Consider the following 24,487-nt stretch of genomic DNA (forward strand, 5'->3'; position numbering starts at 1 on the left):
AGGTCACTTCTCCTTCTGCAGTACGGAGAGCGCGGCGATCAGCTCCGCCTGCGGCTCGGGGGTCACGTCGAGTGCTTCGAGGGGCGCGAGGCGCAGGTCGCGTTCGGCGTGCAGGACCCGGTCGACGTAGGTGAGGACGAGGGCGCCGCCCTTGTCGCGCAGTCGCAGGGCGGTCTGGGCGCCGAGGAGTTCGGCGAGGCGTTCACCGGCGGGCCGTGCGCGGCGGCCGCCGAGGAGGGCGGCGGCGAGGAGGGCGGCGACGGTCTCGGCGTCGGGCAGGGCGGTACGGGAGGAGGGGGGCCGTTCCACGTCCCGTACCTCCTCCTCGGCCAGCTCTTCGAGGACGCGGCGCCAGCGGCGTACCGCCACGCCGATCCGCTCCACGGTGCCGCGGCCCCCACCCGCGCGGGCGGGGCCGAGGGCTCCGGCGGCGGGTTCGCGGCGCCAGGCGTCGCGGACGCGCTCCTCGGCGGCGGAGACCGCGCAGTGGAGGAGGGCGGCGAGGGACTCGGTCAGGGCGTCGAGGAGTTCGTCGGCGGTGCTGTCACGGGGGTAGGCGCGCCAGCGGGTGCGGGCGTCCCCGGCGAGGACCGTGCCCCGGGCCAGTTGCTCGCGGACGCGTCTGCCCTGGGTGCCGTACGCGGTTCCCACGGCGCCGCCGAGACGGCCGGCGGCCGCGTACTGGGCGGAGACCGCTCCGGCCAGTTCGGGGAGGCGGGCGTCGAGGGAGTCGATGATGCCGGTGGCGGTGCGGAAGGCGGCCTGCTGGCGGGCTGCGGGGTCCTCGGCGCAGTGGACGAGCCAGGCGCGGAGGGGGGCGACGGCGCTGTCGGGCAGCAGGCCGCTGCCGCCGCCCGCGGACTCGGGGAGTTCGGGGATGGTGAAGCGGGGTACGCCGCCGAGTCCGGCCCGGTCGAGCAGGGCCTCGTACTGGCGGGAGACCTCGCCGATGATCTGGTGCGGGACGCGGTCCAGGACGGTGACGAGGCTGGCGTCGTACTCCTTGGCGGTACGGAGCATGTGCCAGGGCACGGCGTCGGCGTACCGCGAGGCGGTGGTGACCATCACCCAGATGTCGGCGGCGCAGATCAACTCGGCGGCGAGGAGACGGTTCTCCACGACGAGGGAGTCGATGTCGGGCGCGTCGAGGAGGGCGAGGCCGCGGGGGACGGAGGCGGCCGTCTCGACGCGCAGGGCGTTCTCCTGAGGGGGTGCGTCGTCGGCGTGGTGGTCCACGTCGGTCTGTGGCAGCCAGACGCGGGTGAGCTGCGGGAGGACGCGCATCCCGGCGAACCAGTGGTGGTCCTCGGGGTGGCAGACGAGCACGGGGGTGCGGGTGGTGGGCCGGAGGACGCCGGACTCGCTGACGCGGCGGCCGACAAGGGAGTTGACGAGGGTGGACTTGCCCGCGCCGGTGGAGCCGCCGACGACGGCGAGGAGCGGGGCTTCGGGGTCCTTCAGCCGGGGCACGAGGTAGTCGTCGAGCTGAGCGAGCAGCTCGGCCCTGGTCTGCCGGGCGCGCGGCGTACCGGGAAGGGGGAGGGGAAGACGCACGGCGGCGACACGGTCGCGGAGGGCGGAGAGTGCGTCGATCAGCTGAGGCCGTTCGTCCAAGGTCACCACATGCGAAGAATGCCCAATTTATGAGTGTTTTTGAAGCCTATTACGGCCCTGCGCGCCGAAGAGAGGGGCGGTGACCGGAAGCCCAGGCATAACGAGTGCACAACACCCGCCCCGAGCATGGCAAAAAGCGGTGCACGAATCGCACCTGCCTGCGATTATCGTTCCGCTTCACCGAACCTCCACATCGTGCCACGCAGGTGAAGCAACCAGGCCAAGGTGATCGGAGCCCTATCCTTGTCCCGGCAGGCCACACCCCACCCACAAGGGGCTCCTGGCCACACGGTCACCACCCGGCCCCCGTAGCTCAGTGGATAGAGCAGGTGCCTTCTAAGCACTTGGCCGCAGGTTCGAGTCCTGCCGGGGGCGCACAGCACGAGACCCTCCTTCGGGAGGGTCTTTTTGCTGGTGGGGGTGGTTCTGGGGTGGAGACGGGCGGGTCGGTGAGAGGGCGGTCGGCCGCTGGGGCTGTCCGGCTGGAACCGGCCAGGACACGCGTCCCACCCCGTGGAGCGGTGGCCCGCCGTGAGGCCGTTCGGGAGTTCGGGCGGGGCGGGTGGGCGGAAGCCCGGCCAGAGTCGTGGCCCGGTCCGGCGCCGCCTCGGCCGTGCGGGATGCCTCTATGCCGGTGGTGGGCCGGACACCCGTGGTCGGATCCTCGGCGCGCACGCCGGTGGCGTCGACGCGGTCAGGTCGATCACGGACGTTCCGGCCCGCGCCCCGTCGGCGGTCCCGGACGGCTGCGGCACGGCCGCCTCCCTGACGGTTGCGGCCGGGGGAGTTGAGCCGCGGCGGGCAGACCGGCCGGGACGTCGCACGCCGTCAGCCCGCTCCGCCCTCGGCGGGGTCTGTCGGGCCGTATCTCACGATGGGCGGCGGCCTCCGTCCGGCCCCGGGGCTTCGGAGCCGGGTGGGGCGGGTCTCGGTGCCGAGGCCCGTCCGGGAGCGGCCGCTCGTGGGACTACTCGGCAGCGTCCTCGGCGAGGGTGTGGGCCACGAGGGCGTTGGCGTGGCCGTGGCCCAGGGCGTGTTCGGACTTGAGCCAGTTCACGAGTTCCATGTGCTTGGTGAGCGGTGAGGCGCGGATGAGGTCCTTCCACTCCGCGATCGGGCGGCCGTGCTTCTTCTCGATGGAGGGGAAGTAGCTGGCAGGACCCTTTACTGCGTCGGTCATGAGATGCCCCGTTTCCGATCCGATGTCGTTGATCTTGACGCTGTCGATGATGCGCGGTGGAGCGGCGACCGTCTAGGGCGTGTTTCGAAAGTAGCGCCGTCTGCCCGGAGGGCAGGCCTGGCGGCGTCTGGTGTGTGCGATCGCAAGGCGGAGGGTCGCCCCGATACTGGATGTATCGGGGTGATCCCGACAACGCGGCGAGCGTGCGTGCCAGGCGTCGCCAGGCAGGCGGGACTTTCGAAACACGCCCTAGCGATCGGCCGGGATGACCGCCAGGCGGGCGGCCACCGCGGCCAGCCACATCAGGCCCAGGCCCGCCCCCGCTGTGAAGGCCAGGACGGAGGCGGCCGAGGCCATGAATCCGGCGAGGACCGCCACGGGAACGAGCCGGGAGGCGACGGCCCAGCCGCGGTGGCCCCGGGCGGCGAGCGGGCGGGCCAGGACGACCAGGGCGGCGCACAGCGCGAGATAGCCGATCATCCCGGCGGCCATGTGCGCGGTTCCGTGACCGCTCATCGTGGTCGCGTCCGGTGCTCCGGCCGGGAACCCCGCCCCGGCGTCCGCCGGGAACACCGCCGCCGCCCAGAACGACGCGCCGAAGATCCCGGTCAGCGCGGGACCCCACGTTCCGCCCGCTCCCCCGCCCAGCGTGCGGCGCAGTCCGGCCGCGCCCAGGATCAACAGGGCCCCGGCGACCAGGAAGTTCACCGTCTGGATCCAGCCCGCCTCACCGAGGGCCAGCTGACTGATCGCGTTCCGGCCGAAGTCGAAGCCGTCGCGGGTCAGCCCCTGGACGACACCCGCCCCGAGGAACAACGGCCCCGCCACGACCGCACCGGCCACCGGCCCCCGTACCGTCGGCCGCGCGTCCCTCGGGGTGAGAACCGCGTGGGAACCGGCACTGAGCGTCCTCGTCATGTCGGGCCTTCCTCGTTCGGTTTCTGTCGTACGTATGACCGGGGTCGGGCGGCCAAGTCATCGGCGGGGCGACTGTGACCCGCGCCACTCAGTGGAGTCGTGCGGGTCGGAGGTGGGGGTCCGTCGTCCGGCCGGGGTCTTCTCGGGCGACCGGCCGGACAGCCCGCGCCTGCCGGGTGGCGAAGGGGCCGATACGCGGTGCCCGCTCCCGTACGGAGTCCCCGGCGCCAGCTTGCGGCCCCGGCACGGAGCCGCACCATCCGAGCGACTCCATAGGCGGAAATCCCCGCGATGCGTCAGCCTCGGGGTGTCCCGGTCCGGGACGGGAGCGGAGAGGTGGAGGCTGTGGTGGAAGCGATCACGCGGGCGAACGAGACGACGGTGCCGGTGCTGCCATGCGCGTCGGTGGAGGAGACCCTGGAGTTCTACCGGGCGCTGGGCTTCGCGGTCACGTATCAGCAGACCCGGCCCTATCTCTATCTGGCCCTGGAATGGAGTGGGTTCGCGCTGCACTTCGGGATGCCGCCGAAGGACTTCGACCCGAGCCGGGAGGAATCCGGCTGCTGCCTGGTCCTGGTCGACGAAGTCGCCGCCTACCACGCCGAGTTCAGCCGGGCACTGCGCACCGCCTACGGCAGGGTCCCGGCGAAGGGGCAGCCCAGGATCACCCGGTTCCGGCCCGGGGCGAGCCGGTTCACCCTGGTCGACCCGTCCGGGAACTCGCTCATCTTCATCCAGCGGGACGAGCCCGAGGAGCTGGAGTACGGCGGCTCCAAGAGCCTCACGGGCCTCGCGAAGGCCCTCGACAACGCCCGGATCCTCTCCGAGTTCAAGAACGACGACCGCACCGCGCTCCGGGTGCTCACCACGGCCCTGTGTCGGCACGAGTCCACCGCCCCGCCCGTGGACGTGGCCAAGACCCTCACCACCCTGATCGAACTGGCGGCCGTCCTGGAGCAGACCGAAGGCGTCGACGAATGGCGCCGCCGACTCACCACGCTCACCACCACCGACGCCACCGACGCCACCGACGCCACCGACGCCACCGACGCCACCGACGCCGAACGTCGGCGGGCCGAGGAGGGTAGCCGGGGTGCCGACCGTTCCCCGGCGGCCGGGGAGAGTGCCCGTGACGCCGCTCTCCAGCGGACCGGGGAAGGCCCGCACGACGCCGACCGCCACCAGGCCGAGTAGGGACCCTCACCGGCGCCGGACCCCGGGCAGACGGAAGCGGGGGGCGCCCGCGCCCGAGGACCCGAGTCGGCGAGTACCCAGACTCGCGCCACCGAGGCCCCGCGCCACCGAGCACCCTGGCCACCGAGGACCCGGGTCGGTGACGTGCCCCGGAGAGCCGGACGGTGACCGGAGCCGTGGCAGTGCCAGGGCACTGCCCGGCGCCGGACCGCCCGGCCCCGGACGACTCAAGCCCCGACGGTCCGGCACCCGAAACCTCACAGCCCCGACAGTCCGGCACCCGAAACCCGACAGCCCCGACGGTCCGGCTGCCGAGCCCCGGCGGTCCGGCGGTCCGGCGGTCCGGCGGTCCAACGACTCAAGCCCCGACGGCCCCGGCAGCCCCACCCCCGCAACTCCCTCCCGTCACACGCTCGGTGCGCCCCGCCGCCCCGTTGTCGTGACCGCCGTGACCGCCGTGACCGTCGTGGCCGCCGCCGTCGCCGTGAAGGCCGCGAGGAGCGCTCGCGTGCGGTGCCGGAAGGTCTCGTCCTGCTCGATGACGAGGTCCTCCTTGCCCGAGCGGACCACCCGGGCGTCGCCTTCGGCGAGGGCGGTGAGTCGGCGCAGCAGTTCGTCGTCCAGGGCCGTAGCACCCGGAGCCTCCAGGGCCTCCAGGGCCTCCAGGGCCTCGCAGGCTCCCGTCGGGTCGGCGTCCAGCTCGGCCGAGGTCAGCGCCGCCCCGGCGAGCGCGGCGCGGTCGAGACCCGTGGGTTCCGACACGGCGATCAGGGCGAGCACCACGGCCGGGACCTGCGTCGGGTCGTCGAGGGCCGCTTCCAGCGCGGGGAGGAGCGGGCGGCCCGCCGGGCCGAGGAGCGCGGCCGTGCGGGCCGCCCGTATCACCGACCAGCGCGACCAGCGGCCGTGCGCGGCGCGGGTGAGGACCGACTCCAGGACGGCGACCGCGGGGGCCGGGTCCCCCGTGACGCGCCACAGGGCTTCCGCGAGGGCCGTGTCCGTGTCGAGGGCCGAGGAGAGCGTCTCCTCGGGGTCGCTGAGCGCACCGCGCAGCAGGGGCTCCAGTGCCGCTCCCCGCCGGCCGAGCGCGGCGGCTGCCCGAGCCGCGTCCCCCATGTCCGCTCCCGCGCCACCGAGTTCCTGTTCGAGGCGCCGGAGCAGCGGTACGGGGTCGCCGGTGAGGTCGTACAGGGCCTTCGCCGAGGGAAGGACCGCCGTCGCGGCCACCTCCGCCAGTGCGGCGACGGCCGTGGCCCGGCCCCCCGGCGCGCTCTCGGCCGCGACGGCGGCGAGGGCCCGGGAGGCCGAGCCGGGGAAGTACGGGAGCGCCGCGCACAGTTCGGGCAGTGCGGCCACCGCATCGGCGCCCCAGCCCGCCAACAGCCGCATCAGCCGCGCGGGTTCGTCCCGGCACAGCTCCGTGGGCCGGGAGAGCAAGGAGCGCACGGCGTCAAGGAGGCCGCTGTCGTACGGGAAGTCCGCGCTCTCCGCGTGCCACGGCCCGGCGGCGGCGCCCAGCGCGCGCGGGCGGCGCCCGAGTCCGGCGGCGAGGAGCGGGGCCGCCCGGTCGGGCGCGATCCGCACGAGCGCCGCCAGGGCACGGTCGGCCTGGTCGTCCTCCTGGTCCGGGTTCCGTCCGGCGAGCGGGGCGAGGACGTCCGCGACGGGTGCGGCGGCCGGGCCCAGCCGGCCGAGCAGCGGGGCCACGGCGACCACGGAGGTCTCGTCGACCGCCGCCGCCCGCAGGCCCTCCAACAGCCGGTGCGGGGCGGCGCGCGAGACGGCACAGGCACACTCCGCCGCCCAGAGGCCCTCCTCCCTGACCTCGGCCCTGTCGTCCCGCAGGGCCGCGTCGACCAGGGCGAACGCGGCCCCGCGCGCCTTCTCCCCGCCCCGGCGCAGAAGGGCCTCGACGACGGCGGCCAGCGGCTCGCCGCGTTCGTCGTCGAGGTCGGAGCGGAGGGAGTCGGCGGGCAGGAGGGACAGCACCGTGTCGTGCAGGGCCCCGGTCCACGGGAGGCCCGCGTCGAGGTGGACGTGGACGGCGGCCAGCCGCACCCCGGCGGGCTGGGACGGGTCCAGGACCCCGGCCGCCTCGGCCGCTCCCCGGCCGAGGTCGAGCCGGGCGATTCCCGCCAGGAGCTCCGACCGGACGGCCGGAGCGGACTCCTCCTCCCACCGGGCGCACAGCGCGGGCAGTACGGTCCCGGTGACCCGGGTGTGCGAGACCGCCCACGCGGCGGTCCTGCGGACGTCGGGATCGGCGTCGGCCAGCAGCGGCAGGAGCAGCGGCACCTGTCCGGCCACGGCGGTCCGGACCGCGCCCCGCGCCACCCCGTACTCGTCCTCGCTCTCGGCCATGCCCCCGAGCAGCCCCAGGACTTCGGCCGTGCGGTGTCCGGCCGCCGCGATCCTGGCCAGGAACGGCGCCGCCACCGCGCTGGCCGCGTAGACCGTTCCCTGGTGCAGCACGCTTCCGTAGAGGTCCGACAGCGCCCGGCCCGCCGCCTCAGGGTCCGTGCGCGTCAGCGCTCTCAGCAGTTCGGGCAGGTCCGTCGCGTCGCCGTACGCGTGGGAGGAGGAGGCCCAGGGAACGACGTCCAGGCCGTCGAGCGGGTGTACGAGATCCATGCGGGGCATCGTGCCAGTCTCCGCCGACAACTCCGTCGGGCCACCGGTCGCGGCACTGATCGCGGATAGGGTGGCGCGACGACGTCACGCTCGTTCAGGAGGTCACCCGTGGGGCCCGAACCCCTGGCCATTCGCGTACCGGTCGGGGAGGGATCCCACCGGTGGACGAGCCGGAGCACCCGGCGCCGGGTGCTCCTCGTGGTCCACAATGTCACCTCGGCGGGCCGCCTGCTGGACCTGGTGCCGCTGTTCCACGACGACTTCCGCGTCCAGCTCCTTGTCACCTCCACGGGGTCGTCCGCCTTCCAGGACGGCGTCCGCGACCTCCTCCATGAGCTGCAGCTGCCCGAACTGCCGTGGGAGCAGGCCCTGTCCACCCCGGTGGACCTGGCGATCTCGGCGAGCTTCGGCGGTGAACTCGACCTGCTCCAGGGCAACTTGTCCGTTCTCTCCCATGGCGTTGGATACACTAAGAAACTGGCCAAACCGGGAGCCGGGAGCCGGGAGCCGGGAGCCGGGAGCCGGGAGCCGGGAACGCGAGGCACACGAGGCACACGGGCCCAGGACCCACAGGTCCCGGGAAGCGCGGGCCCCGGGGCCCGTGGACACACCCCGGACACGGAAGCCGAAGGCCCGGGGCCCACGTTCGGCCTTTCGCCGGAGTGGCTGCTGCCCGACGGACGGCCCTTCGTCGACGGACTCGTCCTCTCCCACCCCGAGCAGTTGGAGCGGCTCGCCCGGGTCTGCGCGGAGGCGGTCCCCTCGGCCGTCCTCGCGGGTGACCCCTGTTACGACCGGATGCTCGCGGCGCGCCCGTACCGGGACAGGTTCCGGAGGGCGCTCGGAGTCCGCAGGGGGCAACGGCTCGTCGTCCTGAACTCGACGTGGAACCCCGAGGGGCTCTTCGGGAACGGCGGCGGGCGGGACGTCCTGCCCGGCCTCCTCCCCCGGCTGGCCGCCGAACTGCCCCTCGACGATTACCACGTGGCCGCCGTCCTGCACCCGAACATCTGGTACGGGCACGGTCCCGGCCAGATCCGGGCCTGGCTCGACCGCGCGCGGCGCGACGGACTGGCCCTGATCGACCCGGTCCACGCGTGGCGGCAGGCCCTGCTCGCCGCCGACCTCGTCCTCGGGGACTTCGGGGCGGTGTCCTACTACGCCGCCGCCCTCGGCACCCCCGTGCTGCTGACCGCCGACGGAACGGACGTGCTCGACGCCGAGGCGCCCCTCGCGGACTTCGTCCGGCACGCGCCCCGGCTGGACCCGCACGCCCCGCTGCTCCCCCAGGTGACGCGGGGGATCGAGGCGCACCGGCCGGATCCCGCCCCCGCCGGGTTCGTCACCTCGGCCCCGGGCCGCTCGGCCGAGCTGCTGCGCGGCCATTTCTACGCCCTGATGGACCTGCCCGAGCCGACCGCTGCCGCGTCCCTCGAACCGCTCCCGCTCCCCCCGTACACCCCGCGCACGGTGACGTCGCCGCTGCACGTACGGACCCGGGCGGAGGGGACGGACATCGTGGTCGAGCGGTCCGCCGGGCATCCCCCCGGCGCCTTCGGCGACGCCCATCTCGCCGTGCACGAGGAGACCCGTCGTCCGGGGGACCTCGACCTGGCGGACGTGATCACGCGCGACGGGCGGGCCGACGATCCGCGTCTGGGCGGCCCCGGCGCGTGGACCGCGGAGGTGCTGCGGCTGCATCCGCACTGCGCGACGGCGGTGTACGTGACGGGACCCGATACCTGTCTCGTACGAAGCCGGGCACACGGCACGTTCCGGCTGGCCGCCGAGGCAGGGGCGGCGGCCGAGACGAGAGCCGGGGCCGAGACAGGAGCCGGGGCCGGGGCCGGAGGCGAGGCCGAAAGGGGAGCGGGGGCCGGGGCCGACGCCGATCCCGCCGCGTACGCCTCGGCCCTGCACGCCTGGCTGGCGTACGGCGGGAAGGTCCCCGCGCGGGGGGTCGTGCTCCGGGCGCACACCGGCGGCGGTACGCATCCGTTCCGCGTGGAGGCGTCCGGCTGAGCCGGAGTGCGGCGCCCGCCGGGCGCCCCGGCCGGACCGCCCGGCGCCGGGCCGCGGCCCTGGACCGCCGCCCCCGCCCGCTCACTCCTCCGGCGCGGAGCCGACGCACCGCCGTCGCAGACCCGCGAGGTACGCGAGGTGCGGGGCGGCGGAGGACGGCAGCAGCGTCTCCGCCTCGGCGATCCTCGCCAGGGCCGCCGGGTCGTCGCCGCCCTCGTGCAGGGTCTCCGCCAGGTCCGTGAGGGAACGGGCCCGGTTGTACGCCTCCGGGGGCGCCCCGGTGCGGCCCGCGAAGAAGTCCACGGCGTTCTCCAGGCAGCGGCGGGACTCGTCCGTCCTGCCCATCCCGCGCAGGGCCCGGCCCCGGTGGCGCTCGGCGAGCGCGAGGGCCCTCGGCAGATCGGCCGCGCCCTCCTCGCCCGCCCCGATCCTCCGGTAGACGGCCTCGGCCTCGGTGAACCTCTCGTGGGCCTCCTCGTACTCCCAGCGGTTCAGGCTCAACAGGCCCAGCATCTCCACGGCCGAGGCCTCACCCCTCGGATGACCGGCCGCCCGCTCGTACGTCACGGCCGCCCGCGCCGCCCGCCGCGCCTGCTCGGTCCGGCCCGTCTCCCCGAGACAGTGCGCCAGTTGGAAGTGGAGCGCGCCCGCCATCCGGTCGTCCGCCCGGCTCTCCTCGGCGTGGCGCGCCGCGTCCCGGAGCGCCGGGAGCACCTCGTCCCAGTGTCCGGCCTTCAGCTGGAGCGGCCACAGGGCACGGGCCAGCCAGAGGGCGGTGCCGGTCCGCCGGTGCTCCTCGGCGAGGGCGACCGCACGGGCCACGTTGGCCACTTCGGCCGCCAGTACGGCGATGCCGTCCGGGACCTCTTCGGCCCCGTCCCGGTACCGCGCCGGGAGTTCGGTCCGCCAGCTCTCCGGCAGGGCGGCGCGGGACGCGGGCAGTACGCGCCCGAGCAGCGCTTCGAGCATCCGGTCCACGGCGTCCGCGCAGGCGCCGAGGCCGTACTCGGCGGTGGCGGTCTCGGCCAGTTGCCTCCTGGTCTCGGGCCGGAAGCGGTACCGCAGGTCCGGGAGGGGCTCCAGGAGGCCGACGGCCACCGCCTCGTCGAGCAGCCGGGCGGCCGTCGCCTCGTCGGTACCGGCGGCGGCCGCGGCGATCAGGGCGCTGACGGACGGCCAGCCGCCGAGCGCGGTCAGCCGGCACAGGCGCACCGCCTCGGGCCCGAGCCGGAGCGAGGCGAGCCGCACCGCCGTCCGTAGCGGATGGTCGGGCCCGGCGGCGGCCGGGAGCGCGTCCCCGGCCCCCTGCCCCGCCGGGGACGCCGGCCCCGGCTCGTCCCGGGTGAGGAGCCGGGCCTCCGTGTGGAGGGCGAACGCGTTGCCCCGGCAGCGGTCGAGCACTCCGGGCAGCCCGGCCTTGACCCGTGCGGCGTGTTCCGGCCCGGCGACCTTCCGTACGAGCTGCTTCGCGTAGCGGTCGCTCAGCGGCGGTACGGCGACCCGTTCGGCCTCCAGGAGCGGGGGCGGCCCGGACACGACGACCACGAGCAGGACCCCGGGTGTCGCCGGTACGAGGGCGCGGACCTGCGCGGGCGAGGTGGCGTGGTCGATCACCACGAGGGCCCTGCGGCCCTCGGTGAGCGTCCGGTAGAGCCGCTCGCGGGCCGCCTCGGTGGCGGGAACGCGGTCGGCCGCCACGTCCATCTCGCGCAGCAGCCGCAGCAGGACGGCCGACGGTTCCGGCCCGGTCTCCCCGGCGGTGTCGCGCAGGTCGACGTAGTACCGCCCGTCGGGGAACCGGTCGCGGCCCTGTGCCCCGAGCCGGAGCGCGACCGAGGTGGAGCCGCTGCCCGAGGGGCCCGAGAGGAGGACGACCCGGGGCCGTCCCTCCCAGGGGCGGTCGGCCTCCTTCATCAGCTGCTTGAGCACCTTCTGGCGGTCCGTGAACGCCCAGGGCGCCGGGGGCATCGCGCCCCGGGACGGTTCCGGGGCCTCGTCGGGGTCGCTCTCCAGCAGCAGCGCCCACTCACCGGCCCGCCGCGGATCCTGCCCGAGGCGGGCGTGCAGGCGTCCGGCCAGCGCCCGGCGCTCCTCCGCGTCGGCGGGGAGCGGGGTCTCCCGCCCGAGGGTCCGTCTGACCAGGGCTCCCGCCGACAGGGACAGGTTCTTGCCGATCTCTCCGGCGGCTCCGTTCCCCACCCCCAGCAGGAACGTGGTCAGCGCGCTGAGCGCCACGACCTCCAGCACGTCGGCCCCTCCCCCTGGTCGCCGGACCCGTTCCGCCGGACTGTATCGCCGCGTCGGCGGATCGCGGGGACGTTCGCGTCTCTTCGGCTCCCCCGTCCGGCGCGATCCACGCGGCCCGCGTGCCCGCCGCAGCCGGAAGAGCGGGCCGCGCGGGACGACTCCGTCACCTCGCCCGTACGGAAGCCCGGCACCCGGCCTCCCGTACGCCCGTCTCCCGGCTTCTTGGTTGCCCCCGTTTCCCGGCATCAGGCCGATGTCAGCGGCGTCTGTGAGAATGCGGACCATGGACGAGGCAGTCATCCCGGTCCTCCGGACCGGCGACGCGGAGACGGCCGTCGCCTGGTACGAGCGGCTCGGCTTCCGTCGGCAGTGGGTGCACCGCTTCGAGCCGGGGTTCCCCGCGTTCGTGGAGGTGGCCCGGGGCGAGGTGCGGCTGTTCCTCTCGGAACACACCGGCGACGCCCGCCCCGACACCCTGGTCCACCTCCGGCTGCGCGATGTGGACGCCGTCGCGGCCGAGTTCGGGACGCGGGTGGAGGAGGTCCCCTGGGGCAGGGAGACAGAACTGCGCGATCCGGACGGGAACCGGCTCCGGGTCGTCACGCCTCCAGCGTGACGCACGCCCCCGGCATGACACGCGTCCCCTCCATGACGCACATCCTCTTCATGACGCACGTCCCCGCTCGGCGTCCGGCACTCCGCCGGGACGGTCGTCTCCGCCTCTCCCAGGGCGTTCTACGGGCTCCGGCCCCCGCCTTGGCCGTACGGCCCCCGTCGCGGCCCCGTCGGGCCCCGCGTGCGTTCTCGGCTACCGGCCGTTGCCCGCTTCGATCGGGCGGACCCGGAGCAGGGACAGGGTGGGCAGGCCCGTGGCGGTGAGGGTGAGGAGGAGAGTGCCGACGACCAAGAGGACCACCGTGGTCGGCGGGACGTACGGGGCGGCTCCCGTGACGCCCCGGGCGATGGGGACGAGGGTGGTCCAGGCGATGGCTCCGCCGACGAGGAGGCCGGACACGGCGACGAGGAGCGCCTCCCAGCCCATCATGTCCCGCACCTGGCGCCGGGTGGTGCCGGAGAGGCGCAGGAGGCCGATCTCGCGGCGGCGGTCGAGGACCGTCATCACCAGGGTGTTGGCGGCGGCGACGGCGGCGAACCCGCCGAGCACGGCGGCCATGACCGTGTTGGCCCAGGCGTTGAGTTCCCGCGCGCGGTCGGCCTGGGCCCCGTATCCGGCCGCGTCGGTGACGGTCGCCCCCGGGGCGAGCGCGCCCAGCCTGCGGGCCGTCTCCTCCGGGTCGGCGCCGGGGGCCGCCGCGACGAGCACCTGGCTGTCCAGGGCGGTCGTCACATGCGCGGCGAGCGCGGCGCGGGGCATCACGGCCTGGCCCACGCCGAGGCCCCGCGCGTAGGTGGCGACCACGGTGGGCCGGACCTCGGTGCCGTCGCCCAGCCACAGCGCGACCCGGTCCCCCGTGCGTACCCCCAGGTCCCCGGCGACCACGGTGTCGAGGGCGACGGTGTCCGCCGCCCGCAGGCCGCTCAGCGAACCGCTCCGCACCCCGAGGTCCAGCACCCTCGGCAGGACGCGCGGGTCGCCGGAGACGCCCAGGACCGTCACGGAGGAGAGCGTGTCGTCCGCGCGGTAGACCGCTCCGGTGCGGAGCACCCCGGTCGCGGCGGCCACGCCCGGTGTGCGGGCGGCCCGTTCGGCGGTGCCGGTGGGCAGGCCGGGGCCGGTCGAGCCGAGCACGTGGTCGGCGACGACCGCGTCCCGGACGTTCCCGGCCGAGGCGTGGTCGAGGCTGCTCTGGATGAGGAGCAGCGTGCCGCAGAAGGCGGTGACCATGATGATCGGGGTGATGGCCGAGGCCAGACGGCGGGCCTGGGCGCGGGTGTTGTCGGCGGCCAGCGAACCGGACGCCCCGGCGGCGCCCGCCTTCAGGGGCAGCCCGAGGACGCTCGCGCACAGCCGGGCGAGGAGCGGGCCGAGCAGGGCGACGCCGAGCAGGAAGCACATGATAACGCCGAGGGCGGTGTTGGCCGCGTCCGCGCCGCCGAGCCGGGCTGCCAGTACGGCGAGCGCGGTGCCGCCCGTGAGGGCTCCGAGTCCCAGCACAATCCGTACGGCGCCGGGCCGGGCGGGCTCCACGACGGCTTCCCCCAGGGCCTGTCCGGGGCGCAGCCGGGCGGGGCGACGGGCGGCCGTCCACCCGGCCGCGAGGGCGGCGAGCGCGCAGACCCCCACCGCGACGGCCATCGGCAGGACGCCGACGTCCAGGGAGACCTGCGGAGGTACGGCCCCCCGGTCGACGAGTTCGCCGAACCACCAGCGGGCCAGCGCCACGCCGGGCAGGACGCCCAGGGCAGCCGCGACGGGGGCGACGAACAGCGCTTCGGTGGCGATGGTGCGGCGGATCTGCCGGGGCGTCGCGCCGATCGCCCGCAGCACGGCGAACTCCCGGGCCCGCTGTCCGGTGGCCAGCGCGATCGTGCCGACGACGACGAAGACGGCGGTCAGGGCGGCGATGCCGCCGAAGGAGCCGCCGAGGCCGGTCAGCACCTCCTCGGCCCCGGCGAGCGCCGGCACCTCCACGGCGCCGCGCGCGTCACCGGTGGCGACCTCGGCGCGGCCGTCCACGGCCCGGCGCACCTGCTCCGCGAGGGCGGCCGTGGACACGCCGTCCCGGGCGGTCACGGCGATGGCGTCGACCGTCCCGGGGTGTCCGGACAGCTTCTCGGCCACCGGGTCCGCGAACCAGGCGCTGGGCCCTTCGGCCGGTGCGGCAAGCAGCCCGGCGACCACGTAACTCCCGCTGCCACCGGGGGTGTTCAGCGACACCTTGTCGCCGGGCTCAAGACCCGCCGACCGTGCGGCGCCCGCTTCGAGGACGACCTCCCCGGCTCCGGGGGCGCGGCCCGGGGGCGGGTTCCCCGCGATGAGGGCGGTGGCCGAGAAGTTCCGTCCGGTGAGGGCGGGCGGCGCGTCGGGACCTCCCGTCGTCAGGACGGGGAAGGACAGGTCGGGTACGGCCCCGGCGACACCGGGCCGAGCGGCGATCTCGGCGGTGAGGGCCGTGGCCACCCGGGCGCGCTCGGGCAGCGGGCTCAGCTGCGCCTGGTGCTCTCCGGCCTCCTGGAACGTGATCCGGACGTACGGGTCGCCGGAGACGACCACCGGGGACCCGGCGTAGCGCACGGTCGGCGCGTGGGCGGTGACCCCGGTCTGGAGCAGGGTGCCGCAGGCGGTGATGACGACCGCCGCGAGGAACAGGGCGACGAGGCTGCCCACGAAGGACGCGGGCCTGAAGCGCACGGAGGCCCGCGCGAGACCGTTCGTCACGCGACGGCCCCCGCGCGGCCCTGAGCGGCGTCGGTGCCGATGGTGCTGGTGCTGGTGATGCCGGTGGTGCCGGTGGTGCCCGTCGCAGCCGTGGTGCCCGAGCCGCCCGTGAGCACGGTGGACCACGCATCAGCCGCCCCACGCACGCCATCTATGCCATCTATGCCGCCTATGCCAGCCGCACCAGCAAAGTCTTCCGCCCCTCCCGTCAGCCTGTTCATCCGCTCGGCCACCGTCTGCGGGTCGGGCCGCCACAGGGTGCCCACCAGGGTCCCGTCGGCCAGGAACAGCACCCGGTCCGCGTGGGACGCGGCCACCGGGTCGTGGGTGACCATGACGACCGTGGCGCCCATCGTGTCGACCGCGCGCCGCAGCAGCCCCAGGACCTCCCGGGCTGACCGGGTGTCCAGGGCGCCGGTCGGCTCGTCCGCGAACACCACCTCCGGGTCCGTGATCAGCGCGCGGGCGATGGCCACCCGCTGCTGCTGACCGCCCGACAGCTGCCCGGGGCGCCTGCCGCCGTGATCCGCGAGCCCCACCTCGGTGAGGAGCTGCTGGGCCCGCCGCCGGTCCTGCCGTACGCCCGCGAGCCGCTGGGGCAGCAGCACGTTCTGGAGGACCGTCAGGGACGGCAGCAGGTTGAAGGACTGGAAGACGAACCCGACGCGGGTGCGCCGCAGTTTCGTCAGCCGGTCCTCGCTGAGACCGGTGATGTCCTCCCCGCCGAGCAGCACCTGCCCCGAGGTGGGCCGGTCCAGACCGGCCGCGCACTGGAGGAAGGTGCTCTTGCCGGAGCCCGAGGGGCCCATCACGGCGGTGAAACTGCCCCGCTCCAGTGTCAGGTCCACCCCGTGGAGGGCCCGTACGGCCCCGGCTCCCCGCCCGTGGGAGCGGCTGACGGAACGCACCTCGATCGCGGGAGCCGCGCCCCCGTGCCGTTCGGTGTCTCCGCTGTCCCGACGCCGCCCCATGATGTTCCCTTCCTCGCCGACCGACTGTGTCTTCGACCGTAGTCAGGGCGCCGACCAGCGGAAATGGAGCCAGCCGGGCTTCTGCGGGTGGGGGTGTCCCCCGGTCCCCCGGTCCCCGGGTCTCCGGGTCTCCAGGTCTCCAGGTCTCCAGGTCCCCGGGCAGGTGCGGGGGATGCGCCGGGGCACGGGGGCGTCCCGGGCCCGTCTCAGCCCGCCGGATAGCTCCGGGCGGCCAGGCGGGGTGCGGCCCGGGGCGGGACCACGAGGGCGAAGCCGTGGTTGGCGGCGACCGCGCGGGTGTGGTCTGCGGAGAGGGAACCGTGCCGTTCGAGGGTGAGCGCGGGCAGCCCGGAGCGGCCGTGGCCCGGCGTGTGGTGGAAGGACAGCACCGTGGTCGAGGTCGTGGCGTGGTGCGGGTGCCGGAGGCGGGCCGCGGTCTCGTCCTCGTGGGCGAGGATGCGGACCTCCGGCTCGTGGCCGAAGTCGGCGGCCACCCCGTCGGCGCGCCAGTGCGCCGGTTCGTGGTCCGCCCCGGTCCGGTGCCGGGAGGGGTTCACCGAGGTGACGGAGAGGAATCCGGTGCCGGTGCCCGCCAGGGCTTCGGCGAGGAAGCGGTTGGAGGGGCAGCGGTAGCCGGGGCCGATCAGCTGGACCGTCGGCACGCCGTCCTGGACGGCGGTCAGATGGGGCGGTACGTGGGCGGCGGCGGGGCCCCGGAAGCCGAAGGGGCCGAGGGCGAACAGTTCGTCGACGAGGTCCTGGATCTGCCGGCGCGGGATCTCGGCGGGCAGCCGGGGCCAGTCGAAGAGGGAGCGGACCCGGTCGCGGACGGTGGTGACGCTGCCGACCTGGGTGGCCGGGCGGCCCTTCATCCGGTTGACCCGTTCGACGACCTCGCGGTCGGCGCGGGCGGTGAGGGCGTAGAAGTTGCCGAAGCCGTGTGCGACGGCGCACCCCCGGCCCAGCGCCTCGGCCGCCCCGCGTACGTCCTCGGCGTCGCCCATGACCGGCTTCCGCGCCGTGCCCGTCCGTTCTCCGCTCACTGCACACCTCCGTCGTGTGACCGATATCGACCGGGCAACGAGCCGGACCGGCAACGGTCACCTGGAGGAGGGCGGCGGACCCCGGGGCCGTACGGGTGGCCCCGGCAGCAGGAACGATCTTCCACCTGATCGGGACGGCGGCCGTACGGGACGCGGGTCGCCGTACGGCCGTCGAGATCACCCGCACGGCCCCAGGAGGGCGGGGAGGCGGACCGGGTCGCCGGGTGACACCGGGTCACCGGATCCCCCCGGGTCCCACCCGGTCACCGGGTCAGCGGATCGGGTGCGCCAGCCGTACGCGGACGAGCTTCGTCTCGATGCCGCTGTCCACCAGTCTGCCCCTGGCGTCGAAGGCCTCCGGGCCGTCCGTCATGCCGAAGTCGTTGTCGTTGACGACGACGAGCGTCGAGGAGCCCTCGACGGCGATGCCCTCGATCTTGCCGGGGACGCCGGGGACGGTGTTCAGGTCGAGGACAAGCCGCTTGGCCAGGAAGGGGCCCCGGTCGGCGGCCGGGCCGTCGAGCTGCTCCAGGGCCGGGGAGGCGGTGGTGTCCCAGGCGGAGCCGAGGATGTCGGAGCTCCGGCGGAGCCGTACCTCGTACACGCGGGCGGACTTGTCGGTGCGCTCCTGGACGAGGAGGCGGTCGCCGCCGAGCGCGACGACGGAGGAGATCTTCAGCTCGGAGGTCTTCGTCTGGCCGGGCTCGACGACGCCGACCGGGTCGAAGCGGTAGGCGTACTCGGCGGTGACACGGTTCTTCCGGGGCGAGAAGCGCACCAGGCGCGTGTTGCGGGACTCCTCGCCGGTGGCCTTGTCGGGGTTGAGGAGCGGGCTCTGGAGCGCCATCACGAGGTCGCCGTCGGGGAGCAGCGCGAGGCCCTCGAAGCCGCGGTTGACCTTGCGCTTGAGGAAGACGGACGGCAGGGACTCGACCACCGGGTAGTCGGCGCCGGTCAGGTTCAGGCCCTTGGGGACGTGGCGGGCGAGGACCCGGCCCTCGGCGGAGACGTGCACGAGCGAGGGCCCGTACTCGTCCACCAGCCAGAAACTGCCGTCCTTCGCGCGGACGAGGCCCTCGGTGTCGAGGCCGTTCGGGTTGTAGGGGAGCGGGGCCGAGGCGTCGTGGGTGTACGGGGCCTCGTCGCGGCCCGGCTGGTTGGGCAGGCCGGTGACGGGGGCGCCGGACGCGGTGGTGAGGGGGATGGCCCGGACGACCTGGAGGCGGTCGCCGACGGCCCGGACCTTGACGATCGCCGGGTCGAAGCCGGGGACGGGGAAGGTGCGCCGCTTGTCCTTGCCGACCGCTATCTGGCCGTTGGGGCCCCGGTCGGTGACGGTCCAGTACTCGCCGTGGCGTCCGGCCGGGTAGAGGTCGCTGCCGATCCCGCCGAGGTCCACGTTCCGGTCGTCGGCGACGCTGCCGGGGAGCAGGGCGTTGCTGAACCGGGCCAGCGGGATGTCGGGCAGGGTCGAGGTGGAGACGACCCGGGCGGTGTGACCGTGCCGCCCGGACTCCGCTCCGGCCGTCCCCGTGAGCGCCGTGAGCGCGAGCGCGGCGGACAGCGGCAGGACCACGAGGGCGGGGCGGCGCAGGAGGCGCGGATTCATCTGAACTCCCTTGAACACATGGTGGTGGCCCTTGAGGGCCGCCTCATGGTCCGATTCCGGCCACAACGAGGGGTATCGCGGGTGCGAAGGGAGGGGGAGTTCCTGGTGAACGCCCGACGGTGGCCGAGCGGACCGGCCCGAACGGAGCGGACCGGGCGGACCGGCCCGGCCGGACCGGGCGCGTCGAGCCCCGGGATCGGCGGCCGGGGCTCGACGGCGGGGCCCACGGGACCCCCGGTGCTCAGTAACGGTCGAGGATGAGCCGCGTCTTGAGGATGTCGCCGTGATAGAGCCAGCCGTTGGTCTCGGCGACGGCCAGGGCGTCGGCGTGGAGCTTCGCCGCGTCGGTGGGCGAGGCCGTCTTGAAGGACAGCTCGACGACGTACTCCGTGCCCGTGCCGTTCGCGCCGACGACCGGCAGCACTTCGATGCTCGCGTCGTCCGAGGCGCCCCAGGCGCCGCCGTACACCTTCGCGGTCACTCCGCCGTGGAGCCGGGAGGTCTTGAGGGTGCCGGTGCCCCAGCCGGTGGAGTTCCAGTCGGCGAGCTTGCCGGGGACGTCGTTCACGAGCCAGTCGCGGCCGGTCGCGTCGGCCGGGAGGCTGGTGCCGGAGTAGCCCTTGGCGCTGCGGCTCTTCTCGGTGCTGAAGCTGAGGGTCTGCTTGGCGTAGCCCCAGTCGACCTCGGCCTTGTAGTTGGTGTCGCCGCTGTCGAAACCGGCCGCCTTCGCGGTGGCCAGGGCGGCGTCGATGTCGCCGTCCGTGACCGGGAAGCGCTTCTTGTACGTCTCCTCGAAGGACGAGCCGTCCTTGTGGCGGAGCCGGACGCTCCAGCCCTGGGCGTCGAGCGCCAGGCCGTCGGTGTCGTAGTAGCCGTAGGAGCGCGTCTTGGCCGAACCGGTGATGCCGAAGGCCGACTTGACCGCCGCGCCGGGGTTGTGGGAGGCGTCCAGGGCCGACGCGGTGAGGTTGATCTTCACCTCGTAGGACGGGACGGCGTTGGCGGCGGCGTACGCCGGGGAGGACGGGGCGAGGAGCGCGGCGGCCGAGGCGAGGGCGACGGCGGACACGGCGGCGGCCGGGCGCGCGGCCCGGGGCGTGGAGGTCATGGGCGTGGAGGTCATGGGGACGATGCTCATGAGGAAGGGTGAGATCCAGGTGACTCCCGGCCGTGGACCGCGTGAACCACGGGCGTCCGATGGAGGGTTCGCCGCACTTCGGGAGCAGGCCGGGATCCGGTGGCGGGTCTCCGGCCACCGCCGGGGAGAATCACGCCATGACGATCACCGCACGCGCCCTCAACCGGTCCACGCTCGCCCGGCAGTTGCTGCTCGGACGGGAACGGCTCGGGGTCGCGGAGGCCGTACGGCGGGTGGTCGCGCTCCAGGCACAGCAGCCGGGTTCGCCGTACGTGGCCCTGTGGAACCGCGTCGAGGGCTTCGACCCCGAGCGGCTCGACGAGGCCCTGGAACAGTACGAGTTGATCCGGACGACCCTGATGCGGCTCACGCTGCACATCGTGCACGCCGAGGACTACCGGGCCTTCCGGGAGGCCATGGAGACGACCCTGCGCGGCTCCCGGCTGCGCGATCCCCGCTACCGGGCGGCCGGGTTCACCGCCGAGGACGCCGACGCCCTGCTGCCCGGTCTCCTGGAGTACGCGGGCACGGCCCGGAGCGGGGCCGAGCTGCGCTCCCGCATCGAGGAGGTCCGGGGCGGCCCCGTGGAGGCCGTGGTCTGGCGGATGATCCGGCAGTACGCGCCGCTGTGGCACGCGCCGACGGGCCCGCCGTGGTCGTTCGGCACGGCACAGTCGTTCGTGACGGCGGGCGCGCGGCCGGTCCTCACCGACCCGGAGGCCCCGGCGGCGGGGCTCGCGGTCCTCGTCCGCCGCTACCTGGAGGGCTTCGGCCCGGCGTCCGTCCGGGACATGGCCCAGTTCGCCCTGGTCTCCCAGGGCGCGGCGCGCGAGGCGGTACGGCTGCTCGGCGACGCCCTGGAGCAGCGGGAAGGGCCCGGGGGGACGGTCCTGTACGACGTGCCGGGGGCGCCGCTGCCCGACGAGGACGTCCCGGCGCCGCCCCGCCTGATGGCCATGTGGGACAGCGTCCTGCTCGCCTACGCCGACCGGAGCCGCGTCCTCCCGCCCGCGTACCGCAAGCACGTGATCCGGGTGAACGGCGACACCCTGCCGACCCTCCTCGTCGACGGGTACGTGGCCGGGGTCTGGCGCCCGGTCGACGGAGGCGTCGAAGCCTCGGCCTTCGAACCGCTGCCCGCCCGGGTGTGGGACGGGCTCGCGGCCGAGGCCGAGGCGCTCGGTGCCCTGCTGGCCGACCGCGACCCCCGGGTCTACGGCCGCTACGACCACTGGTGGGTCAAGGGCCTCCCGGCCGTCGAGACCCGGCTGCTCCCGGCCCGTTGAGGAGCGGGAGCACCGCCGGTCTCAGCCCTTCGCCGCCAGGAGGTTCTTCAGGGCGGTGTTGAGCTGGAGGACGTTGACGCGGGGTTCGCCGATGAAGCCGAGGATCCGGCCGTCGGTGTGGTCGGCGAGGAGCCGCTCGACCTGGGCAACGGTCAGGTCGTTGTTGGCGGCCACGCGGTGGACCTGGAGCTCGGCGTAGGCGGGGGAGATGTGGGGGTCGAGACCGGAGCCGGAGGAGGTGACCGCGTCGGCCGGGACATCGGACGGGTTAATGGTGTGGCCGGGGACGGTGTTGTCCTTGACCACGGCCGCTTTCGCGTCGGTGACCCACTTGATCAGGTCCTCGTTGTCCCCGGACCGGTTCGTCGCCCCCGACAGGATCAGCGTGTACTGGGTGTTGACATTGTTGCTGCCCAGGCCGTTGGACGGACGGGGCTGGAACCAGCGCAGATCCGGAGCCGCTGTCTCCTCGCCGTCCTTGAGGGGCAGGTCGTAGCGCTGGCCGATCAGCGCGGAGCCGACCGTCTTCCCGCTCGCGTCGGTGATCTCGGACCCGTTCGCCTTGCCGGGAAAGACGAGCTGGGCGACGGCGGTGACGGTGAGGGGATAGAGCACGCCGCACATGACGGTCAGGACGAGCAGGGCACGTGCTCCCGCCCACAGGACACGCCCGGTGTTTCCTACGGAGTTGTTCATGACGTGATCAGCCGATTCCGGGGATGAGGGAGAGGAGGAGGTCGATGATTTTGATGCCGATGAACGGGGCGATCAGCCCGCCGAGCCCGTAGATCCCCAGGTTCCGGCGGAGCATGGAATCCGCGGAGGAGGGCCGGTAGCGCACGCCCTTCAGCGCGAGCGGGACCAGCGCGATGATGACCAGCGCGTTGAAGATGACCGCGGACAGGATCGCGGACTCCGGCGACGCCAGACCCATGATGTTCAGCTTGTCCAGCGACGGATAAGCGACCGCGAACATCGCCGGGATGATCGCGAAATACTTCGCCACATCGTTGGCGATCGAGAACGTCGTCAACGCGCCCCGGGTGATCAGGAGCTGCTTGCCGATCTCGACGATCTCGATGAGCTTGGTCGGGTCGGAGTCGAGATCCACCATGTTCCCGGCCTCTTTCGCGGCCGAGGTCCCGGTGTTCATCGCCACACCCACATCGGCCTGCGCCAGCGCGGGAGCGTCATTGGTACCGTCACCGGTCATCGCGACCAGCTTCCCGCCCGCCTGCTCCCGCTTGATCAACGCCATCTTGTCCTCAGGCGTCGCCTCCGCCAGGAAGTCATCCACCCCCGCCTCGGCCGCGATGGCCTTCGCGGTCAGCGGATTGTCACCCGTGATCATGATGGTGCGGATACCCATCCGGCGCAGTTCCTCGAACCGCTCCCGCATCCCCTCCTTCACCACATCCTTCAGATGGATGACACCCAGAACACGAGCACCCTCGGCGTCCTTGACGGCGACCAGGAGCGGGGTGCCACCGGCCTCGGAAATGGAGGCCGCCAGAGTGTCGGCGTCGGCCGCGACCTGACCGCCCTGCTCACGCACCCAGCTGATGACCGAGCCGGCCGCGCCCTTACGGGTCTGCCTGCCCTCCACATCGACGCCGGACATGCGGGTCTGGGCGGTGAACTCGATCCACTGGGCGTGGGCGAGTTCGCCCTGGTGACGCTCCCGCAGCCCGTACTTCTCCTTCGCCAGGACCACGACCGAACGCCCCTCGGGTGTCTCGTCCGCGAGGGAGGACAGCTGGGCGGCGTCGGCGAGTTCGGCGGCCGTGGTCCCCCTCACCGGGAGGAACTCCGCCGCCTGCCGGTTGCCCAGCGTGATCGTGCCCGTCTTGTCCAGCAGGAGGGTGGAGACGTCACCGGCGGCTTCGACGGCGCGGCCGGACATCGCCAGGACGTTGCGCTGGACCAGACGGTCCATCCCCGCGATACCGATCGCGGACAGCAGCGCCCCGATCGTCGTCGGGATCAGACACACCAGCAACGCGGTCAGCACGATCATCGAGGTCTGCTCATCAGCACCCGCGTAGATCGCGAACGGCTTCAGCGTCACCACCGCGAGGAGGAACACGATCGTCAGCGACGCCAGGAGAATGTTCAGAGCGATCTCGTTGGGCGTCTTCTGCCGGGCCGCACCCTCCACCAGAGCGATCATCCGGTCGATGAACGTCTCCCCCGGCTTCGCCGTGATCTTCACGACGATCCGGTCCGACAGCACCTTCGTGCCACCCGTCACCGCACACCGGTCACCACCCGACTCACGGATCACCGGAGCCGACTCACCCGTGATCGCCGACTCGTCCACCGACGCGACACCCTCGACGACGTCACCGTCACCCGGGATCACATCCCCGGCCTCACACACCACCCGGTCACCGACCCGCAGAACCGTCCCCGGCACCCGCTCCTCACCGGTGGCGGTGAGACGGCGGGCGACGGTGTCGGTCTTCGCCTTGCGCAGCGTGTCGGCCTGCGCCTTGCCCCGGCCCTCCGCGACCGCCTCCGCGAGGTTCGCGAACACCGTCGTCAGCCACAGCCAGACCGTGATCGCCCACCCGAACCAGTCGCCCGGGTTCATCACCGCCAGCCCGGTCGTCACCACCGACCCGACCAGCACCACGAACATCACCGGCGACTTCACCATCACCCGCGGATCGAGCTTGCGCACCGCGTCGGGGAAGGAAGCCAGCAACTGCTTCGGGTCGAACAGACCCCCGCCGACCCGCCCCGCCGACGGCTTGTGGCCGGTGGGAACGTCACTGTGGGGGGCCGGGGTGGTCCGGGTACGAGGGGACATGTCGTCCTGCTGCTTCTCTACGTCGATAGTCATGCCGCGAGCCCTTCGGCGAGCGGTCCCAGCGCGAGCGCGGGGAAGTAGGTGAGTCCCGTGATGATCAGGATCGTGCCGACCAGCAGCCCCGTGAACAGCGGCTTCTGCGTCCGCAGCGTCCCCGCCGTCTCCGGCACCGGAGTCTGCGACGCCAGCGAACCCGCCAGCGCCAGCACGAACACCATCGGCAGGAACCGGCCCAGCAGCATCGCCAGACCGATCGTCGTGTTGAACCACTGCGTATCCGCGTTCAGCCCGGCGAAAGCCGAACCATTGTTGTTCGCACCCGACGTGAACGCATACAGAATCTCCGAGAACCCATGCGCACCCGAGTTCGTCATCGAGTTCACCGGGGTGTCCAGGACGAACGAAGCGGCCGTGAAACACAGCACCAGAGCCGGAGTGACCAGAATGTAACAAGCGGCGAACTTGATCTCCCGCGTGCCGAT

The 24,487-nt window shown here is 73.9% G+C and carries 16 protein-coding genes, 1 tRNA gene and 1 pseudogene; 5 read left to right on the plus strand and 13 right to left on the minus strand.

Annotated features, from left to right (window positions below; translation table 11 throughout):
• Nucleotides 1-3: 3 nt before the first annotated feature.
• On the minus strand, nt 4-1,614 hold the full coding sequence (locus ACIRQY_RS29375) for a dynamin family protein (RefSeq protein WP_351792085.1): 1,611 nt from the start codon (nt 1,612-1,614) through the stop codon (nt 4-6).
• Between the two features lie 302 nt (nt 1,615-1,916).
• Here ACIRQY_RS29375 and ACIRQY_RS29380 point away from each other — a divergent pair.
• A tRNA-Arg gene (locus tag ACIRQY_RS29380) sits at nt 1,917-1,989 on the plus strand.
• Between the two features lie 592 nt (nt 1,990-2,581).
• On the opposite strand, the gene ACIRQY_RS29385 is transcribed toward ACIRQY_RS29380, so the two are convergent.
• Together ACIRQY_RS29385 and ACIRQY_RS29390 are read right to left on the minus strand one after the other, a co-directional pair.
• The gene (locus ACIRQY_RS29385) at nt 2,582-2,794 is read right to left on the minus strand and encodes a DUF4287 domain-containing protein (protein WP_403930784.1); all 213 of its coding nucleotides are present in this window, start codon (nt 2,792-2,794) and stop codon (nt 2,582-2,584) included.
• A gap of 249 nt (nt 2,795-3,043) precedes the next feature.
• Nucleotides 3,044-3,712 (minus strand): DUF998 domain-containing protein, encoded by a 669-nt coding sequence (locus tag ACIRQY_RS29390; RefSeq protein WP_403930785.1) that lies wholly within the window; start codon nt 3,710-3,712, stop codon nt 3,044-3,046.
• A 345-nt stretch (nt 3,713-4,057) separates the two neighbouring features.
• Here ACIRQY_RS29390 and ACIRQY_RS29395 point away from each other — a divergent pair, with 345 nt between their 5' ends.
• Complete coding sequence (locus ACIRQY_RS29395) at nt 4,058-4,906, plus strand: glyoxalase (protein WP_403930787.1); 849 nt, start codon at nt 4,058-4,060, stop codon at nt 4,904-4,906.
• Nucleotides 4,907-5,311: 405 nt separating this feature from the next.
• Here ACIRQY_RS29395 and ACIRQY_RS29400 read toward each other — a convergent pair whose 3' ends face one another.
• Nucleotides 5,312-7,537, minus strand: a complete 2,226-nt coding sequence (locus ACIRQY_RS29400; protein WP_403930788.1) for a hypothetical protein — start codon at nt 7,535-7,537, stop codon at nt 5,312-5,314.
• 108 nt (nt 7,538-7,645) lie between these two features.
• Here ACIRQY_RS29400 and ACIRQY_RS29405 point away from each other — a divergent pair, with 108 nt between their 5' ends.
• On the plus strand, nt 7,646-9,559 hold the full coding sequence (locus tag ACIRQY_RS29405; protein ID WP_403930790.1) for a hypothetical protein: 1,914 nt from the start codon (nt 7,646-7,648) through the stop codon (nt 9,557-9,559).
• Nucleotides 9,560-9,640: 81 nt separating this feature from the next.
• On the opposite strand, the gene ACIRQY_RS29410 is transcribed toward ACIRQY_RS29405, so the two are convergent.
• On the minus strand, nt 9,641-11,806 hold the full coding sequence (locus tag ACIRQY_RS29410) for an ATP-binding protein (RefSeq protein WP_403930792.1): 2,166 nt from the start codon (nt 11,804-11,806) through the stop codon (nt 9,641-9,643).
• Between the two features lie 283 nt (nt 11,807-12,089).
• On the opposite strand from ACIRQY_RS29410, the gene ACIRQY_RS29415 reads away from it, so the two are divergent.
• Nucleotides 12,090-12,422, plus strand: a complete 333-nt coding sequence (locus tag ACIRQY_RS29415; RefSeq protein WP_351796769.1) for a glyoxalase superfamily protein — start codon at nt 12,090-12,092, stop codon at nt 12,420-12,422.
• 192 nt (nt 12,423-12,614) lie between these two features.
• Here ACIRQY_RS29415 and ACIRQY_RS29420 read toward each other — a convergent pair whose 3' ends face one another.
• From ACIRQY_RS29420 to ACIRQY_RS29440, 5 genes and pseudogenes are all read right to left on the minus strand, one after another.
• Nucleotides 12,615-15,146 (minus strand): ABC transporter permease, encoded by a 2,532-nt coding sequence (locus tag ACIRQY_RS29420; RefSeq protein WP_403930794.1) that lies wholly within the window; start codon nt 15,144-15,146, stop codon nt 12,615-12,617.
• Between the two features lie 176 nt (nt 15,147-15,322).
• A pseudogene (locus ACIRQY_RS29425) lies at nt 15,323-16,117 on the minus strand (ABC transporter ATP-binding protein); the annotation flags it as partial.
• 206 nt (nt 16,118-16,323) lie between these two features.
• Nucleotides 16,324-17,160 (minus strand): hypothetical protein, encoded by an 837-nt coding sequence (locus ACIRQY_RS29430; protein ID WP_403930796.1) that lies wholly within the window; start codon nt 17,158-17,160, stop codon nt 16,324-16,326.
• Nucleotides 17,161-17,431: 271 nt separating this feature from the next.
• The gene (locus ACIRQY_RS29435) at nt 17,432-18,769 is read right to left on the minus strand and encodes an esterase-like activity of phytase family protein (RefSeq protein ID WP_403930797.1); all 1,338 of its coding nucleotides are present in this window, start codon (nt 18,767-18,769) and stop codon (nt 17,432-17,434) included.
• Nucleotides 18,770-19,010: 241 nt separating this feature from the next.
• On the minus strand, nt 19,011-19,892 hold the full coding sequence (locus tag ACIRQY_RS29440; protein ID WP_403930799.1) for a hypothetical protein: 882 nt from the start codon (nt 19,890-19,892) through the stop codon (nt 19,011-19,013).
• Nucleotides 19,893-20,044: 152 nt separating this feature from the next.
• Between ACIRQY_RS29440 and ACIRQY_RS29445 the strand changes: the two genes are divergently transcribed.
• Complete coding sequence (locus tag ACIRQY_RS29445) at nt 20,045-21,193, plus strand: winged helix DNA-binding domain-containing protein (RefSeq protein ID WP_403930801.1); 1,149 nt, start codon at nt 20,045-20,047, stop codon at nt 21,191-21,193.
• A 21-nt stretch (nt 21,194-21,214) separates the two neighbouring features.
• Here the strand turns inward: ACIRQY_RS29445 and ACIRQY_RS29450 are convergent, their stop codons facing one another.
• The 3 genes from ACIRQY_RS29450 to ACIRQY_RS29460 all read right to left on the minus strand — a co-directional run.
• On the minus strand, nt 21,215-21,889 hold the full coding sequence (locus ACIRQY_RS29450) for a potassium-transporting ATPase subunit C (RefSeq protein ID WP_403930803.1): 675 nt from the start codon (nt 21,887-21,889) through the stop codon (nt 21,215-21,217).
• Nucleotides 21,890-21,896: 7 nt separating this feature from the next.
• The gene (gene kdpB / locus ACIRQY_RS29455; protein ID WP_403930805.1) at nt 21,897-24,038 is read right to left on the minus strand and encodes a potassium-transporting ATPase subunit KdpB; all 2,142 of its coding nucleotides are present in this window, start codon (nt 24,036-24,038) and stop codon (nt 21,897-21,899) included.
• The coding region (locus ACIRQY_RS29460; RefSeq protein WP_403930807.1) for a potassium-transporting ATPase subunit KdpA at nt 24,035-24,487 on the minus strand (453 nt) is incomplete at its 5' end. The genes kdpB and ACIRQY_RS29460, both read right to left, overlap by 4 nt.

Source organism: Streptomyces sp. NPDC101490 (assembly GCF_044767145.1).
In the GTDB taxonomy this organism is placed as follows: domain Bacteria; phylum Actinomycetota; class Actinomycetes; order Streptomycetales; family Streptomycetaceae; genus Streptomyces.